Raw genomic sequence first — 16138 nt, 5'->3', positions numbered from 1 at the left:
TCGTTCAGCCACGTCGGAGGAGCTCGCCGCGCGGGGTGTCGCCGGCCGCTTCGCCCCGCAGCCAGGTCGCCTTCACGACGCCGCTGAGGGCCCGGCCCGCGTACGGGGTCACGGGATGACGATGGTGCAGGCCGGCGGGGTCGACGACGAACGTCTCGTCAGGGGCGAACGCGACCAGGTCGGCGTCGTTGCCGATCGCGATCCGGCCCTTGGCGGGGAGACCGGCGAGGTCGGCGGGCCCCTCGGCCATCCAGCGCACGACCGCGCCGAGGCCGTGGCCCCGGGCGCGGGCGGCGCTCCAGACGGCGGGCAGCCCCAGCTGGACGGACGCGATCCCGCCCCAGGCGGAGGCGAAGTCGCCGCGCTTCAGCTCGGGCGTGCACGGCGAATGGTCGGTGACGACGCAGGAGATCACGCCGTCGGCGAGGCCGCGCCACAGCTCCTCGCGATTGCCCGCGTCGCGGATGGGCGGGCAGCACTTGTACGAGGTGGACGGAAGACCCTCGCCGGGCACGGGCGCGGGCACGTCGGCGGCCGACAGGGTCAGATAGTGCGGGCAGGTCTCGGCGGTCACCGGGAGGCCGCGCGTCCGCGCCTTGGCCAGCGGTTCCAGGCAGTCGGCGGCCGACAGGTGCAGGATGTGCGCCCGCACTCCGGTCCGCTCGGCGAGCCGGATGACCTGCTCGACCGCGGCGCGCTCGGCGCTGGGCGGACGCGACGCGAGGAACGCCGGGTAGCCGCCGTCGGCTGGCGCCGCCAGCACCGCCGGGTCCTCGGCGTGGACGATGACCAGGCCGCCGAATGAGGCGATCTCGCGGAACGCCTCGTCCATCTCCTCATACGACAGCGGCGGAAACTCCGGCACGCCCGAGTCGGCGGTGAAGCACTTGAACCCGAAGACACCGTCCTCGTGCAGGGTACGCAGCGCGGGCACGTTGCCGGGGATCGCGCCGCCCCAGAAACCCACGTCCACGAAGACCTGGCCTTCGGCGACGTCACGCTTGATGGCCAGGGCCGACGGCAGGGTGGTCGGCGGGAGGGAGTTCAGCGGCATGTCGACGAGCGTGGTCACCCCTCCGGCCGCGGCGGCGCGGGTCGCCGTGGCGAAGCCCTCCCACTCGGTGCGGCCGGGCTCGTTGATGTGGACGTGCGTGTCCACGAGCCCGGGGAGCAGCGCGGTGTCGCCGAGATCGATCTCCGCGTGGGCGGAGGAGGACAGCGCGGCGCCTTCATCCTCGATGGCCGCGATCCTGCCGTCCTTGACGGCGACCGCCGCGGGCCGCTCTCCGCCGGGCAGTACCGCGCGCCGGGACCGGATGACCAGGTCATACGCGTTCACGCTGCTCCTCCCATGGGTGCGGGCTCGGTCAGCCACGCATGGACGATCTCCTCCGCCAGCCGTTCCAGCAGCGGGCCCGCCTCGGCCATGCACCGCTCCGGGTCGGATTCGATGTCCGTGAGGGCGTAGGCGTGCTGCAGGCGTGCCTTGCGGAGTTGCTCACCGGTCAGCGCGCGCCGTCCGGTGACCGCGATGGCGGGCACGGCCGCCTTGGCGGCCGCGCGGGCCACGCCGATGGGCGCCTTGCCGCGCAGCGACTGCCGGTCCAGCGACCCCTCACCGGTGATGACGAGCCGGGCGCCCTTCACCCGCTCGGCGAAGCCCAGGAGCTCCAGCAGGTAGGCGATGCCGGGCCGGACGGTCGCGCCCAGGAAGACCATCGCGCCGAAGCCGACACCGCCCGCGGCACCCGCGCCGGGGCCCGCCGGAGCGAAGGCGCCCAGATCTCGCCGGGCGATCACTTCCAGGCGGGCCAGCCCGTTCTCCAGCGTCCGGACCTGCCCCGGCGAGGCGCCCTTCTGCGGGCCGAAGATCGCGGCGGCACCATCAGGGCCGAGCAGCGGGCTGTCGACGTCGTTCGCCACGATCACGGTCACCTCGCGCAGCCGATCGGCGAGTCCACCGACGTCTATCGAGGCCAGCGACCGCAGCGCCGCGCCTCCCGGAGGCAACGGCTCGCCGTCGGCGTCCAGGAAACGCGCCCCGAGGGCGGCGGCCATGCCGCTGCCGCCGTCCGTGCAGGCGCTGCCGCCCAGACCGAGGACGATCCGCCGCGCGCCGCCGCGGATCGCCGCGTCGATGAGTTCGCCGGTGCCGTGGCTGGACGCGGTCAGCGGGGCGGGTTCGCCGCCGGGGAGCCGCCGGAGCCCGGAGGCCTCGGCGAGTTCGATCACCGCCGTGCCGTCCCGGACGGCGTAGGACGCGGTGACCGGCTCGCCGGTGGGGCCGGTGACGGAGGTCCGCAGCCGGGCGAATCCGCACGCGACCGCGGCGTCCACCGTCCCGTCGCCGCCGTCCGCGACCGGCAGGGTGACGAGCGGCAGGTCCGGGCGGACGCGGCGCAGGCCGGCGGCCACATGCCGGGCCACCTCGACGGCGGTGAGCGAGCCCTTGAACTTGTCCGGGGCGATCACCACCTGCCCCCGCTGAGAATTAGCCATGATTGTCACCATTCTCCCCCGCTGAACGTTTCATCGGCCCGACAGGTCCTCGACGATCTTCAGCAGCGCGGAGTGGTCGAGGGAGCCGTAGCCCTTGGCCCGCGCGGCGGCGATGAGCTGGGCGACCAGGGCGGTCATCGGCAGCGAGACCCCGGCGGACCGGGCGGCGGCGGACGCGATGCCCATGTCCTTGTGGTGCAGGTCGATGCGGAACCCCGGCTCGAACCGGCGGGCCAGCATCGTGTCGCGCTTGATCTCGAGGATCCGGCTGGCGGCCAGCCCGCCCGCGATCACGTCGAGCCCCGCCTTGGCGTCCACCCCGGCGGCCTCCATCAGCACGATGGCCTCGGCGACGAGGGCGTACGTACCGCCGACGATCAGCTGGTTGGCGGCCTTGACGTACTGGCCCGCCCCGCTGTCACCGACGCGCTCGAACGTCTTGCCGACCACCTCGAAGATCGGCTTGGCGGCCTCGAAATCCTCCCTCGGGCCGCCGACCATGATCGACAGCACCGCGTCCACGGCGCCCTTCTCGCCGCCGCTGACCGGGGCGTCCAGTACCCGCAGGCCCAGCTCGCGGCCCGCCGTGGCCACCTTGATCGACGTCTCCGGCCTGATGGTGGAGAAGTCGATGAGCAGCACGCCCGGCTTGGCGTGGCGCAGGACGCCGCCGTCCCCACCGCCGTCGGCGCCGAAGACGACGGCCTCGACGTGCTCGTCCTGCGGCAGCATGGTGATGACGATCTCGGCTTCCGCGACCGCCTCGGCGACGCTCGCCGCGCCTGTGCCTCCCGCCGCCACCAGGCGGTCGACGCCCGCCTGGACGACGTCGTAGCCGGTCACCTCGTGGCCGGCCCTGACCAGGTGACCCGCCATCGGGCCGCCCATGATGCCCAGTCCGATAAAAGCGATCTTGCTCATGAGGCGAAGTCCTCCATCCACGCGAAGTCGGTGGCGCCCGCGGGCTTGTACTCGAGGGCGATCGGGCCGGTGTAGCCGATCGCCTCCAGGACGCCGACGAGCGCCGCGAAGTCGATGCCGCCGGTGCCGGGGTGATCCCGGCCGGGCGCGTCGGCGATCTGCACGTGGCCGATCTCGGCGGCGTGGGCGCGCGCGACCTTCTCCAGTTCCTCGCCGTTGCTGGCGAGGTGGAAGGCGTCGAAGAGGAATCTGACGTTCGCCGCCCCCTCCGCGCGGACGCGCTCGACGACGGCGATCGCGTCGGCGGCGGTCTCCAGCGGGTACGCCCCGTTCAGGCCGCGGGCCAGAGGCTCGATGAGCACGGTCCCGCCGAGCTCGCCGACCCGCCGCGCCGCGTACGCGATGTTCTGCGTGGCCACGCGGTCCTGCTCGGCGGCTGAGACGCCCGGCACGCGCTGCCCGTAGAGCGCGTTGAACGCCTTCACGCCGGTGCGCTCGGCGATGCGCAGGAGCACACCGACGCTGTCACGGAACTCCAGCGAACGCGCCGGGTCGGAGAGCACGCCGCGCTCCCCCGCAGGCATGTCGCCCGCGTAGAAGTTGAGCCCGGTGAGCTGGACGTGAGCGTCGTCAATCGCCCGGCAGAACGCGTCCACCTCGTCCTCGGCGGGCACGGCCACGCCGGGCCAGGGCCACCAGAACTCGACCTGGCCGAACCCCGCCGCCTTCGCCGCCGCCGGACGCTCCAGCAGCGGCAGCTCGCCGAACAGGATCGAGCAGTTGACCACGTACCGTTCGGCCGGCCACGCAGACGTCGTCACGCCGCCTCCTTCGCCTTCTTGTAGTCGGTCCAGCTGCCGTGCTCACTGATGTCGGTCAGCCGGGCGTACGAGGTGCACGGCCGCCGCAACACCATCGCCAGGGACGAGGTGCCGTCGGCAAGCTCGATGACGCCGAGCTCCAATTCCGGCGGCTCGGCAGGCAGAAGTTTGTCGCGCAGCACGTCCATCGGCACGTCGTAGACCTCGCCGTGCACCTCGGTGCCGCCGTGGGCGACGGGCGAGAGCGCCGGGCACTGGTCCCCCACCGAGTAGAAGCGGTAGCGCGCGGCCGTGGTGGTCTCCGCGACCAGCGGCGCACCGTCGAGCAGATGGTGGAGCGGCCCGCCGCGCATGGCGCCGCCGTTCAGGAAGATCAGTGGCATCGGTCCTCGATTTCGCTGAGCGAAATAATCCTGTCGCTTCGTGAAATTCACGGTAGGTGCGGCCTTCAGGCCCGTCAAGGAACGCTGTGGGGTTCTACGACGTCACGCCCCATGCCGGGCGGGCCGGTTGTAGGAACGACTCAGGCCACGCCTGCGGCAGTGGTCGTGTCGCGGTGAATCGGCCCGTCGGTCTGCCGGAGCGGCACCGCGGAGCCGCCACGGCGCAGCGCCACGAACTCGGCCGCGATGGCCAGCGCGGTCTCCTCGGGCGTGCGCGCGCCGAGGTCCAGTCCGATCGGCGAATGCAGGCGAGCCAACTCGACGTCGCTCAGCCCGGCTTCCCTTAGGCGGCGCAGGCGGTCATCGTGGGTACGCCGGGATCCCATGGCTCCGACGTACGCGACGGGGAGACGCAGGGCGATGTCGAGGAGCGGAACGTCGAACTTGGCGTCATGCGTCAGGACGCAGATGACCGTGCGACCGTCGATCTGTCCCTGCTCGGCCTGTTCGTTCAGGTAGCGGTGCGGCCAGTCGACGACGATCTCGTCCCCGTCCGGGAAACGCGCGGGGGTGGCGAAGACCGGGCGAGCGTCGCACACGGTCACCCGGTAGCCGAGGAAGGCGCCCATCCTCGCGACGGCCGCCGCGTAGTCGATCGCGCCGAAGACCAGCAGGCGCGGTGCGGGCGCGTACGACCGCACGAAGACGTCCAGCCCTGCACGGCAGCGCACCGACCGGATGCCGGTGGCGCCGCCGTCGAGCATCGCGCGGGCCTCGCCGACGACGACCTGGTCGACGTCGGCGAGGCCCGAGCTTCCGGCATGGCGATCGGGCCACACCACGAAGGTGGCGCCCTGCTCGTCCATCAGGTGGGCGACGGCCACCTGGTCGTCGCGTGAGATCGCCGTCAGGGCATGCTCCGGTACCGGACCCGGCTGGACGAACACCTCGATGGTTCCGCCGCAGGTCAGACCCACGGCGAACGCGTCGTCGTCGCTGTAGCCGAAGCTCTCCCGGATCGCCTTCCCGGTCTGGAGCGCCTCCCGGCACAGCTCGTACACCGCGCCCTCGACGCAGCCGCCCGAAACGCTGCCGACCGCCTCGCCCGTCTCGGACACCGCCATCGCGGCGCCCGGCCCCCGTGGGGCGCTGCCCCCGACGGAGATGACGGTGGCGAGGGCATAGCCCGTCCCCGCGTCATGCCAGGCGGCGAGGCGGCCAGCGATCTCACGCATGCGGAACCTCCTAGTTGATCCCCAAGGCCTGCTCGATCGGACGCAGCGCGAAGTAGGCGAGGAAGACCGCCGACAGCACGTACAGCAGCCAGTGGATCTCGGTGAACCTGCCGCGCGCGGCCTTGAGCAGGGTGAACGCGAGCACGCCGGCGGCGACGCCGACCGTGATCGAGTAGGTGAACGGCATGAGGACGATGGTGAGGAACGCCGGGATCGCGACCTCCAGGTCCGCCCAGTCGATCTTGCGGGCGTGCGTCATCATCAGCGCGCCCACGATCACCAGCGCGGGGGCCGCGGCGCCGATCGGGACCACCCCGGCCAGCGGGGTGAGGAAGATCAGCGCGGTGAGCAGCCCGCCGGTGACCACGCTGGCCAGGCCGGTCCGCGCGCCCTCGGCGACGCCCGCCGCCGACTCCACGACCGCGGTGTTGGCCGAGCCGTTGACACCCCCGCCGATGATCGCGCCGAAGCCGTCCACGGTAAGGATCTTGCTGAGCCCGGGCATCCTGCCCTTCTCGTCGAGCATCCCGGCCTCTTCGCCGACGCCCAGGATCGTGCCCATCGCGTCGAAGAAGCCGGACAGCACCAGCGTGAAGAGCACCACCGAGGCCGTGACGGCCCCGGCCCGTTCGAAGCCGCCGAACAGATCGACGTCGAACAGCAGATCGAACCGCGGCGTCGCGACGATCGAGTCCGGCAGCTTCGGCTCGACCGGCCCCCACAGCTTCGGGTCGATCGTGAACGCCGCGTTGACGCCGATCGCCAGCGCCGTCGCGGCCACGATGCCGATCAGCATCGCGCCCGGTACACGCCGGATGAACAGCACCAGCATCAGCGCCAGCCCGGCGCAGAACACCGCCACCGGCCAGCCCGCGAGCTTGCCGAAGACGCCCAGCGTGACCGGGGTCGAGGAGCTCTCGTGGTGGCCGACGAAACCGGCGTCCACCAGGCCGATCAGCGCGATGAACGCGCCGATGCCGACGCCGATCGCCTGCTTGAGGACCAGCGGGATGGCGTCCATGATCAGCGTCCGGACGCCCGTCAGCGCGAAGAGCACGATGACGACGCCCTCCAGGACGACGAGCCCCATGGCCTGCGGCCAGGTCATGTGCGGCGCCGCCTGGAAGACCACGATCGGGGTGACGCCGAGTCCCGCGGCCATCGCCAGCGGGGCGTTGCCGACCAGGCCCATGAGGACGGTGGTCAGCCCGGCCGACAGCGCCACCATGGTGGTGAGCTGGGCCGCGTCGAGCTGCGCTCCGGTGACGTCCTTGGCGTCACCGATGATCAGGGGGATGAGGACGACCAGGTAGGCCATCGCGACGAACGTGGTGACGCCGCCGCGCACCTCGCGGGCGACGGTCGTCCCGCGGCCCCTCAGATCGAAGAACCGATCCAGGGCCGAGCCCGGTCCGGGGGTGGGAGACGGAGATTTCGGGGGTCGTGCTTGGGTCTCGGTCACGGTTCGGTGCCCTCCTTCAGAGCATGATCGACCGCCGGGCGGTCCCGGACCCTTCGGTCCGGGCGCCGTCCGTTCGTCTCGATCAGTGCGGTTGTGGAGTCTCTCCGGGCGCCGTCCCCCAAGTCCACGGCGCGGGCTGCCCCTGTTGATCAATCGCTTGAACCGGGCACCGCGGCTTTCTTGTCAGCCGATGATGTGCTCCGGGCGAACCGGCACTCGGGTGAGTGCTTTTCCGGTGGCGTCGCGGATGGCCGCGACGATCGCCGGTGTGGAGGAGAGCGTGGGTGGCTCTCCGGCCCCCCGCAGCCCGTATGGGGCGTGGGGGTCGGGGTTCTCGAGGATGTCCAGCCGCATCGGCGGCATGTCGAGGATGGTCGGGATGAGGTAGTCGGTGAACGACGGGTTGCGGACGAGACCGCCGGAGACGACGATCTCCTCCATCACCGCCAGGCCGAGGCCCTGGGCGGACCCGCCGTGGATCTGCCCCTCCAGGGACAGCAGGTTGAGGATCTTGCCGACGTCCTGCACGGCCGACAGTTCCACGACCTTGACCAGGCCGAGGTCGACGTCCACGTCCACCACCGCGCGGTGCACGCACAGCGCGAGCTGGGTGTGGCTGTCGCCCTGGCCGGTCACCGGGTCCATGTGGGTGGTCGGACGGTGGCGGAACTCGCGGGTCTCCTCGATCGCGTCGTCGCCGAGGACCTCCTCGATGGAGGCGAGGACGCCCTCCGTCCGCGACATGATCTTGCCGCCGGCCACGTTCAGGTCGCCCGGGCTCCTGCCGAGGCTGCGTTCCGCCATGGCCAGCAGCTCGGCGCGGACCGCCTCGCAGGCGGTCTTGACCGCGCCGCCGGTCATGTACGACTGGCGCGAGGCGCTGGACGAGCCGGCGTCGCCGACCTGGTTGTCCGCCGGGTGGATGGTGACCCGCTGGACGCCCAGCTCGGTGCGGGCGATCTGCGCTTCGAGGGTGACCAGGCCCTGGCCGACCTCGGCGGCCGCCGTGTGGACGAGGGCCGTGGGCTCGCCGCCGATGACCTCCAGCCGCACGCGGGCCGTGGAGTAGTCGTCGAAGCCTTCGGAGAAGCAGATGTTCTTGATGCCGACGCCGTAGCCCACGCCGCGGACGACGCCCTCGCCATGCGTGGTCTGGGAGGCGCCGCCGGGCAGGTCGCGGATGTCAGCCGGGTCGAGCGGGGCGGGCATCGGCATCGCCTCAAGGCGCTCCAGCATCTCCGCCAGCGGCGCGGGCGAGTCGATGACCTGGCCGGTCGCGAGCTTCGAGCCCTGGCTGACGGCGTTGATCTGCCGGACCCGGACCGGGCCGATCCCGCAGGCCGCGGCCAGCTTGTCCATCATCGACTCGTACGCGAAGCACGCCTGCACGGCGCCGAAGCCGCGCATCGCGCCGCACGGCGGGTTGTTGGTGTAGACGCCCCACGCGTCGATCTTGATGTTGGGGATCTCGTACGGGCCCACGCCGAGCGAGGCCGCGTTGCCGGTCACGTTGACCGTGGCCGAGGTGTACGCGCCGCCGTCGAGGATGATCTCGACGTCGGCGTAGAGCAGCCTGCCCTCCGCCGTCGCGCCGAACTCGTACCGCATCTCCGCCGGGTGGCGGTGCACGTGCCCGAAGAACGACTCGTACCGGTTGTAGGACATCTTGACCGGCTTGCCGGTGTGCAGCGCGAGCATGCCCGCGTGGATCTGCATCGACAGATCCTCGCGGCCGCCGAACGCGCCGCCGACGCCGGCCAGCGTCATCCGGATCTGGTCCTCGTCGAGCCCGAGGCAGGGCGCGATCTGCTTGAGGTCGTTGTGCATCCACTGGGTCGACACGTACATGTCGAGCCCGCCGTCCTCACCGGGCACGGCGAGGCCGGACTCCGGGCCGAGGAACGCCTGGTCCTGGATGCCGACGCTGTAGTCGCCCGACACGACGACGGCCGCCTGCGCCTTGGCCCGCGCGACGTCGCCGACCCGTACGGGCTGGTGGCGGACGATGCCACCGCGGTCCTGCACCCTGTACCGGTCCGGGTCGGCGATCACGGCGCGGGCGTCGGTGATCGGCTCCAGCACCTCCCACTCGATGGCGATCTTCTCCATCGCGCGGCGGGCGGTCTCGGGATGGTCGGCGGCGACGAGCGCGACCGGCTCGCCCTGGTGGCGGACCTCGCCGATGGCGAGTACCGGCTGGTCCTCGGTGTGGTCGAGGCCGTACAACTTGCGGCCCGGCACGTCCTCGTGGGTGAGGACGGCGTGCACGCCGGGCATCGCCAGCGCGGGGCCGAGGTCGATGGAGAGGATCTTCGCGCGGGGGTGCGGGCTGCGCAGCGTGGCGCCCCACACCATCCCGTCGATCCACAGGTCCGAGGCGTACGCGAAGTCGCCGGAGACCTTGAGCGTGCCGTCCGGCCGCAGCGGGCTGTCGCCGACGCCGCCCCTCCCGGGCGCCGCCACGGCTCCTGGAGACCTGGTCGGTCCGGGTGACTTCACCGGGGATGCCATCAGAGAACCTCCTCCGCGAGCTTCATGAGGCGGCGATGGGCGCCGGCGCCGCGGCGGGCCACCTCGTCCTGCGGGACGCTGACCAGCTCTTCGTCGCGGACGATCGTCCGCCCGTTGACGATCAGCCGGGCCAGCGGCGGGGTCTGCCCGTAGGCGAACGCCGTCACCGGGTCGTCGACCGCGGCGTAGAAGCCGTCCACCCGCCAGAGCGCGATGTCGGCGAGCTTGCCGGGCTCCAGCGAGCCGATCTCGGCGTCCCGCCCGAGGACCCGCGCGCCGCCGATCGTGCCGAGGGCGAGGGCCTGGCGCGCGGTGAGCGCGGTCGGACCGTACCGGGCGCGCTGCATGTACATGGCCTGCTTCACCTCGCCGGCCATCGGCACCATCTCGGCGGACGCGGCGCCGTCGACGCCGAGCCCGACCGGGACGCCGGCCGCGAGCATGTCGGCGACGCGGGCGATGCCGGCGCCGAGGCGGGCGTTGGAGCTGGGGCAGTGCGCGGCGCCGGTGCCGGTCGCGGCCATCTTCTTGATGTCGGCGTCCTGCAGGTGGACCGCGTGGGCGTACCAGACGTCGTCGCCCAGCCAGCCCACGGTCTCCATGTAGTCGACCGGGGACATGCCGAACTGCTCGCGGCAGTGCTCCTCCTCGTCGAGCGTCTCGCACAGGTGGGTGTGCAGGCGGACGCCCTTGGCCCGCGCGAGCTCGGCCGACTGGACCAGCAGATCGCGGCTGACGGAGAACGGCGAGCAGGGCGCCACGGCGATCCGCAGCATGGAGCCGGGCGAGCCGTCGTGGTAGCGGTCGATCGCGGCCTCGGTCTCGGCCATGATCGTCTCCAGGTCCTCGACCACCTCGTCCGGCGGCAGCCCGCCGTCGGACTGGCCGCGGTCCATGGAGCCGCGGCACGGGTGGAACCGGATGCCCAGCTCGGCGGCCGCCTCGATCTCGGCGGCGAACAGGTCACCCCGCCCGCTGGGGAAGACGTAGTGGTGGTCGGTCGAGGTGGTGGTGCCCGACAGGGCCAGCCAGCCGAGCCCGGCGCTCGCGGCGCCGCGGACGACCTCGGCGTCCATCTTCGACCACGGCTTGTAGAGGGCCACCAGCCACTCGAAGAGGGTGTTGTCCTTGGCCAGGCCCTGGCTCGCCCACTGGTAGAGGTGATGGTGCGTGTTGACGAGCCCGGGGGTGGCCAGGCAGCCGCGCGCGTCGATCCGTTCGGCCGGGCCTTCGACGGACGGGGCCGGGCCGGGGCCGACCGCCGTGATCGTGTTGCCGTCGATCACGATGTGGCCGGACGGGTGCTCCTCGCCGGTCACGGTGACGACGTACGCGTTCTCGATGATCGTCCTGGTCACTGGGCTGCTCACTGGGCGGCCGCCGCTGCCTTGCGGGACGCCGCGAGCCGCACGGCGTCGAGGATCTTCTCGTAGCCGGTGCAGCGGCACAGGTTGCCCGCGAGCGCCTCGCGGATCTCGGCGTCGGTGGGGTCGGGATTGCGGGCGATCAGGTCGTGCGACTGGACGATGAGGCCCGGCGTGCAGAAGCCGCACTGGACCGCGCCCGCCTCGACGAACGCCTCCTGCACCGGATCGAGCTTCGCGTCCGCGCCGGTCGAGCCCAGGCCCTCGACCGTGACGACCTCACGACCCTCGACCTGACCGGCCGCCACCAGGCACGAACACGCCGGGACGCCGTCGAGGTAGACCGTGCAGGAGCCACATTCGCCTTGTTCACAGGCATTCTTGGAGCCCGGGAGACCCATCCGTTCCCGGAGCATGTAGAGCAGGCTCTCGCCCTCCCACACGTCGTCGACGGTCTCCTCGGCACCGTTCACGGTGAAGCTGACGCGCATCACGAGGCCTCCCTTCCACTTCCGGCGATCCTGTCGGCCCGGTAGTCGTTCCATGCCCAGGTCAGCGTCCGCCTCGCCATGACGGACAGGGCATGTTTCCGGTAGTCGGCGGTGCCGCGGACGTCGTCGATCGGTGACGCCGCCTCCTTGACCAGCTCGCCGAAGCGCTGCGCGGCCGAGACCGTGAACGGTGTGCGGCCGTCCCAGTCGAGCTCGTTCGACAGGAACTCCTCGGCGGCGGTGGCGCGGCGCGGCGTCGGGGCGGCCGAACCGACCCCGGTGCCCACACGACGTTCCTCCGGGTGCAGGGCGATCGCGAACGAGCAGACCGCGATGACCATCGCGTTCCGGGTGCCGATCTTGGAGAAGTACTGGGCGCCGGTCGCGGGCGCGGTCCAGAACGCGCGGATCAGCTCGTCCGGCTCCAGGGCGTTGCGCTTGACGCCGAGGTAGAACTCGGTCGCCGGGATCATGCGGACGCCGCGGGCGGCGGACTCGACCTCGATGACCGCGTCCCCCGCCAGCAGCGGCGGATGGCTGTCGCCCGCGGGCGAGGCGGCGCCGAGGTTGCCGCCGACCGAGCCGCGGTTGCGGATCTGCGGCGAGCCGACCGTGCGGGACGCCTGGGCCAGGCCCGGCAGCCGGTCGCCCAGCTCGTCGATCAGCCGGACGTACGGGACGGCGGCGCCGACGCGCAGGCGCCCATCGTCGGCGGTGTCGTAGGTGGCCAGCTCCGTGACCGGGTTGAGGTCCAGGAGCGCCGGCGGCCGGTGGACGTCGAAGTTGAGCTCGACCATGACGTCCGTGCCGCCCGCGATGGGCAGCGCGTCCGGGTGCTCCGCCTTGGCGGCCAGCGCGTCCGCCCAGGTCACAGGGCGCAAGAAGTCCATATCTCTAGCATCCCCCTCTCTTTGGAATTCCTCAGTTCCAGGCGGACCCGGCGTCGGGTGCGTCGTCGGTGAGCACGGAACCCTCGATCAGGCCGTACGGACGGTCCGCTGCGAAGAAGACCTCGTTGTCGTTGTCCATGCCGAACGGCTCCAGGTCGACGAGGAAATGGTGCTTGTTCGGCATGGTCAGGCGCACCTCGCAGACCTCCTTACGGGTGTCCAGTACCCGGCGGCCCATCTGGTAGAGGGTCTGCTGGAGGGAGAGGCTGTGGGTCTCGGCGAACGCGTCGAGCAGTGCCTGACGGGCCTCGGCGTAGGAATCGGCGTAGGACGAGTCGAAGGCGGAGTCGTCGCCGCGGTGCCGCCACTGGGCGGAGACCTCGGTGGCGAGGATCCGGTCGGTGGTCGGCTTGAGGGTCGTGTACTCGTCCTGGACGTAGCCGTGGAACTCACTGCCTGTTGAATTGAGGACGACCAGATCCTTCAAGCCCGACACGACGGTGGTGCCCTCGTCCTGGTCGTGATGCACGACGCAGGTCCGCACCTCGCGGCCGCTGCGGACGAAGGAGTGCTGCTGGTCGCGCAGGCCGAGGTTCGGCCCCTCCTTGACCGGGATGCGGTCCCAGAAATACTCCTCGATCTCCACGCGGGCGTGGTGGATCGAGGGCTGGGAGTCCACGTAGTGGCGGGCGAGGAGGAGCGCGAAGTCCTCGATCTGGTCGACGCCGTACTTCTTGGCGAAGGCGTACGCGGTGTTCTTCTGCGTGTCGGTCGGCAGCACGTTGCCGTTGTCGCCGGTCAGATGGACCGCTTCCATGTCGCCCGACAGCGCGGAGCCGACGTTGATGTCCTTGATGTGGTGCGTGCCGCCCTCGCGGACGACACGGACGACACGGGTCTCCGCCTTGCCGTAGCGGTTGGGCCCGAGAACGATGGCCATCTGGTCTAGCTCCCTCGGTAGGTCGAGTAGGCGAACGGGCTGAGCAGCAGCGGCACATGGTGGTGCCGCGCCGGGTCGGCGATCGTGAAGGCCACCGTGACCTCGGGATAGAAGTCGGAGAGCCCGGCGGTGTCGAAGGTCAGCCGGTAGGTTCCGGCGCCCGGCACGCGTCCCCAGTCCTTGATCCGCCCGTCGGCGTCCGTGCGGCGTTCGGCGACCGGCGTCCAGGTACCGGCGGCGTCGCGCTCGTCCAGCCGGACGGCCAGGCCGGGCGCGGGGAGCCCCTTCGCCGCGTCGAGGACATGGGTGGAGAGCGTCATGCGGAGCCCTCGTCCGTCGCGCGCGGCTCGTCGAGGAGCTTGGCGAGCCGCAGCTCGACGATCTTGGCCAGCTCGTCGCGCACGACGGCCTGTTCGGTGGTGTCGTCGTTCTTCAGCCTGGCCCGGAGGTGTTCCAGCATCTCGGCGGCGCTCCGGCCGGTCGCGCAGATGAGGAAGACGTGGTCGAAGCGCGCCTCGTACGCCCGGTTGCCCTCGATCATCGCGGCCCGCAGTTCCTCGGCCGCGGCGTCCATGCCGGACTGCTCGCCGCGCGACCAGGCGGACTCGCGGTCCTCCCCCGCCACCCGGTCGCCGATCCGCGGGTGGGCGTTCAGCGCCTCCAGGACGTCCCGCCAGTCCAGCCCGGCCAGCTCCGCGGCCGCGGCCGCCAGCAGCGCGGCCGGGTCGCCGAAGGGCCGCCCGCCGGCGACCCCGGCCGCCCAGCGCCGCGAGGCGCAGCAGGTGAGCAGCTCGGACTCGGCGGCCCGCACCGGCAGCGCGTTGAACCGCTCCAGGTTCTCGCGCGCCGCGGCCGGTCCTGTCGTCACTGGCACGTTCCGCCTCCTTGTCGATGGGTTGTCCTGAAGTACACACAGCCGGCCGGGGGAAGGTGAAGAGACAGGAAGTCCGAAGTGTGACCGCGCTCACCGGGTTGTTTTCGTGCGTTGCTCCAAGAGAGGCGCCTTGGCGCCACAAGTCCGCCCCTGTCGAGGAGCATGCCCGGGACGGCGATAAATAATGGTCAGGCGAAAGGGGGACGATCATGAGGCTGCGGACCCTGCTCGACATGCCCGACCTGCGGCTGGAGATCGTCACGGGAGACGACCAGCTCGACCGGGTGATCCGGTGGGTCGTCACCACCGACATGCTCGACCCGAGCCGCTACCTGAGCGGGCGCGAGCTCGTTCTCAGCGGGCTGGTCTGGCGGTCGAACCCCGAAGACTCCGAGATCTTCGTCCAGGGGCTGGCCAAGGCCGGAGTGTCGGCGCTGGCCGCCTGGGACGCCGACGCGGGGACGATCCCGGACGACCTCGTCGAGGCCTGCCGCAGGCACCGGCTGCCACTCTTCCGCGTTCCCGAGGACGTCGCGTTCGCGACGGTCACCGAGGAGGTCGTCCGGCATCTGTCCACCGCCCGCGCCGCCGACCTGACCGCCGTGCTGGACCGCCACCGCCGCCTGGTCGCGGGCGCCACCGAGGGCGCGGGGCTGGGGCCCGTCCTGGAGCTGGTGGGCCGTGATCTCGGCATGCGCTGCTGGGTGCTGACCCCGACCGGACGCGTCGTGGCGGGCTCCCACCCGCTCCCCGCCGGCATCGATCCCGCCGGCGTCGCCCGTGTCTTCCTGACCGCGCCGCGCCTGCCGCACCGGCTCCGCTCCCCCGGTCTGTCGATCTTCCCGGTGGCGGCCGACACGACCTCCCGCGTGGCCGACTGGTTCATCGTGTGCGAGGGCGACTGGGAGGAGTGGCCCGCCGAGCGCCGCGCCCTGACCGGCGAACTCGCCGCGATCGTGGCGCTCGAACGCGTCCGCTCCGACGACCGGCTCAGCGTCGAGGGACGGCTGGCGCAGGAGCTCATCCGCCTGATCGTCGCGGCGGCCGGGACGGACGAGATCCTGCCCCGGCTGGAGCTCAGCGGCCTCGACGTGCTCTCGTCCTTCGTGGCCGTCGCCGCCACGGCCCGGGGCACCGGCCTCCGCCCCGGCGAGCTGCGCACCCTCCTGGGCGAGATCCTCCCCGGCCCGCGCCCGGTGGCCGGCCTGCTGGACGAGGAGGTGATCGCCCTTCTGCCCGTCGCCGAGGGCGAGCATGACGTCGCGCGCGACCTCCACCGGGTCCTCCAGACGCTCGCGCCGGGCCTCGCCGACAGCGGCCTGGCCGCCGGGGTGAGCGACGTGGTGGCCGCGGGCGAGCTGCGCGGAGCCGTCGAAGAGGCCCGCTACGCCCGCCGCCTCGCCGCCGGACGCACCGACCCCGTCTGCGTCGTGGGCCATGACGAGCTGGCCACTCACGTCCTGCTCCTGGCGAGCGTCCCCGACGACGTGCGGCACATGTTCCGGGTCCGCCTCCTCGACCCTCTCCGCAAGTACGACGAGGTGCACAAGGCCGACCTCATCCGCACCCTTGAGACGTTCCTCCAGAACTCCGGATCCTGGACGCGGTGCGCCGAGCAGCTCCACCTCCACGTCAACTCCGTGCGTTACCGCATCCAGCGCATAGAAGAACTGACCGGCCGCAACCTCTCCCGCCTGGAAGACCGCGTGGACTTCTTCCTGGCCCTCCGTCTCGGTTAGTCGAGCAC

Annotated in this window: 15 protein-coding genes; 1 reads left to right on the top strand and 14 read right to left on the bottom strand. The window is 71.8% G+C overall.

Going from position 1 to position 16138, the window contains the following annotated elements; translation table 11 throughout:
* Window positions 1-4 precede the first annotated feature (4 nt).
* From allB to uraD, 14 genes are all read right to left on the bottom strand, one after another.
* On the bottom strand, window positions 5-1339 hold the full coding sequence (gene allB / locus ACGFNU_RS08130) for an allantoinase AllB (protein ID WP_392591353.1): 1335 nt from the start codon (window positions 1337-1339) through the stop codon (window positions 5-7).
* Window positions 1336-2499 (bottom strand): glycerate kinase, encoded by a 1164-nt coding sequence (locus tag ACGFNU_RS08125; RefSeq protein ID WP_392591351.1) that lies wholly within the window; start codon window positions 2497-2499, stop codon window positions 1336-1338. The genes allB and ACGFNU_RS08125 overlap by 4 nt, the downstream gene beginning before the upstream one ends.
* A 30-nt stretch (window positions 2500-2529) precedes the next feature.
* Window positions 2530-3420 (bottom strand): 2-hydroxy-3-oxopropionate reductase, encoded by an 891-nt coding sequence (locus ACGFNU_RS08120; protein ID WP_392591349.1) that lies wholly within the window; start codon window positions 3418-3420, stop codon window positions 2530-2532.
* Window positions 3417-4241: a hydroxypyruvate isomerase family protein gene (locus ACGFNU_RS08115; RefSeq protein ID WP_392591347.1), complete on the bottom strand. Its 825-nt coding sequence runs from the start codon at window positions 4239-4241 to the stop codon at window positions 3417-3419. The genes ACGFNU_RS08120 and ACGFNU_RS08115 overlap by 4 nt, the downstream gene beginning before the upstream one ends.
* Window positions 4238-4624: a gamma-glutamylcyclotransferase gene (locus tag ACGFNU_RS08110; protein ID WP_392591345.1), complete on the bottom strand. Its 387-nt coding sequence runs from the start codon at window positions 4622-4624 to the stop codon at window positions 4238-4240. Before ACGFNU_RS08110 ends, ACGFNU_RS08115 begins: the two co-directional genes overlap by 4 nt.
* A 140-nt stretch (window positions 4625-4764) precedes the next feature.
* A complete protein-coding gene (locus tag ACGFNU_RS08105) occupies window positions 4765-5859 on the bottom strand; it encodes an XdhC family protein (RefSeq protein ID WP_392591343.1) in 1095 nt (364 codons plus the stop codon).
* 10 nt (window positions 5860-5869) lie between these two features.
* Window positions 5870-7321 (bottom strand): NCS2 family permease, encoded by a 1452-nt coding sequence (locus tag ACGFNU_RS08100; protein WP_392591341.1) that lies wholly within the window; start codon window positions 7319-7321, stop codon window positions 5870-5872.
* A 183-nt stretch (window positions 7322-7504) separates the two neighbouring features.
* Window positions 7505-9832, bottom strand: a complete 2328-nt coding sequence (locus ACGFNU_RS08095; protein ID WP_392591340.1) for a xanthine dehydrogenase family protein molybdopterin-binding subunit — start codon at window positions 9830-9832, stop codon at window positions 7505-7507.
* On the bottom strand, window positions 9832-11190 hold the full coding sequence (locus ACGFNU_RS08090; RefSeq protein WP_392591338.1) for an 8-oxoguanine deaminase: 1359 nt from the start codon (window positions 11188-11190) through the stop codon (window positions 9832-9834). The genes ACGFNU_RS08095 and ACGFNU_RS08090 overlap by 1 nt, the downstream gene beginning before the upstream one ends.
* 8 nt (window positions 11191-11198) lie before the next feature.
* The gene (locus tag ACGFNU_RS08085; RefSeq protein WP_392591337.1) at window positions 11199-11687 is read right to left on the bottom strand and encodes a (2Fe-2S)-binding protein; all 489 of its coding nucleotides are present in this window, start codon (window positions 11685-11687) and stop codon (window positions 11199-11201) included.
* Window positions 11687-12577: an FAD binding domain-containing protein gene (locus ACGFNU_RS08080; RefSeq protein ID WP_392591335.1), complete on the bottom strand. Its 891-nt coding sequence runs from the start codon at window positions 12575-12577 to the stop codon at window positions 11687-11689. The genes ACGFNU_RS08085 and ACGFNU_RS08080 overlap by 1 nt, the downstream gene beginning before the upstream one ends.
* Before the next feature lie 31 nt (window positions 12578-12608).
* Window positions 12609-13517 (bottom strand): factor-independent urate hydroxylase, encoded by a 909-nt coding sequence (pucL, locus tag ACGFNU_RS08075; RefSeq protein ID WP_392591333.1) that lies wholly within the window; start codon window positions 13515-13517, stop codon window positions 12609-12611.
* A gap of 5 nt (window positions 13518-13522) precedes the next feature.
* The gene (gene uraH, locus ACGFNU_RS08070) at window positions 13523-13837 is read right to left on the bottom strand and encodes a hydroxyisourate hydrolase (protein ID WP_392591331.1); all 315 of its coding nucleotides are present in this window, start codon (window positions 13835-13837) and stop codon (window positions 13523-13525) included.
* The gene (gene uraD, locus ACGFNU_RS08065; RefSeq protein WP_392591329.1) at window positions 13834-14391 is read right to left on the bottom strand and encodes a 2-oxo-4-hydroxy-4-carboxy-5-ureidoimidazoline decarboxylase; all 558 of its coding nucleotides are present in this window, start codon (window positions 14389-14391) and stop codon (window positions 13834-13836) included. The genes uraH and uraD overlap by 4 nt, the downstream gene beginning before the upstream one ends.
* Window positions 14392-14600: 209 nt before the next feature.
* Here uraD and ACGFNU_RS08060 point away from each other — a divergent pair, with 209 nt between their 5' ends.
* A complete protein-coding gene (locus ACGFNU_RS08060) occupies window positions 14601-16130 on the top strand; it encodes a PucR family transcriptional regulator (RefSeq protein WP_392591327.1) in 1530 nt (509 codons plus the stop codon).
* The last annotated feature ends 8 nt before the right edge of the window (window positions 16131-16138 follow it).

The organism is Spirillospora sp. NPDC048911, from assembly GCF_043198015.1.
GTDB lineage: Bacteria > Actinomycetota > Actinomycetes > Streptosporangiales > Streptosporangiaceae > Spirillospora.
Note: the sequence above shows the minus strand (reverse complement) of the source record. Positions and strands in the feature narration are given on the sequence as shown.

What these genes read in the sequence shown, in the direction of transcription:
- uraH (WP_392591331.1), bottom strand. Translation starts at nt 13,837, where the DNA reads ATGACGCTCTCCACCCATGTCCTCGACGCGGCGAAGGGGCTCCCCGCG.
- ACGFNU_RS08080 (WP_392591335.1), bottom strand. Translation starts at nt 12,577, where the DNA reads ATGGACTTCTTGCGCCCTGTGACCTGGGCGGACGCGCTGGCCGCCAAG.
- ACGFNU_RS08125 (WP_392591351.1), bottom strand. Translation starts at nt 2,499, where the DNA reads ATGGCTAATTCTCAGCGGGGGCAGGTGGTGATCGCCCCGGACAAGTTC.
- ACGFNU_RS08060 (WP_392591327.1), top strand. Translation starts at nt 14,601, where the DNA reads ATGAGGCTGCGGACCCTGCTCGACATGCCCGACCTGCGGCTGGAGATC.
- ACGFNU_RS08110 (WP_392591345.1), bottom strand. Translation starts at nt 4,624, where the DNA reads ATGCCACTGATCTTCCTGAACGGCGGCGCCATGCGCGGCGGGCCGCTC.
- ACGFNU_RS08095 (WP_392591340.1), bottom strand. Translation starts at nt 9,832, where the DNA reads ATGGCATCCCCGGTGAAGTCACCCGGACCGACCAGGTCTCCAGGAGCC.
- pucL (WP_392591333.1), bottom strand. Translation starts at nt 13,517, where the DNA reads ATGGCCATCGTTCTCGGGCCCAACCGCTACGGCAAGGCGGAGACCCGT.
- ACGFNU_RS08120 (WP_392591349.1), bottom strand. Translation starts at nt 3,420, where the DNA reads ATGAGCAAGATCGCTTTTATCGGACTGGGCATCATGGGCGGCCCGATG.
- ACGFNU_RS08105 (WP_392591343.1), bottom strand. Translation starts at nt 5,859, where the DNA reads ATGCGTGAGATCGCTGGCCGCCTCGCCGCCTGGCATGACGCGGGGACG.
- ACGFNU_RS08085 (WP_392591337.1), bottom strand. Translation starts at nt 11,687, where the DNA reads ATGCGCGTCAGCTTCACCGTGAACGGTGCCGAGGAGACCGTCGACGAC.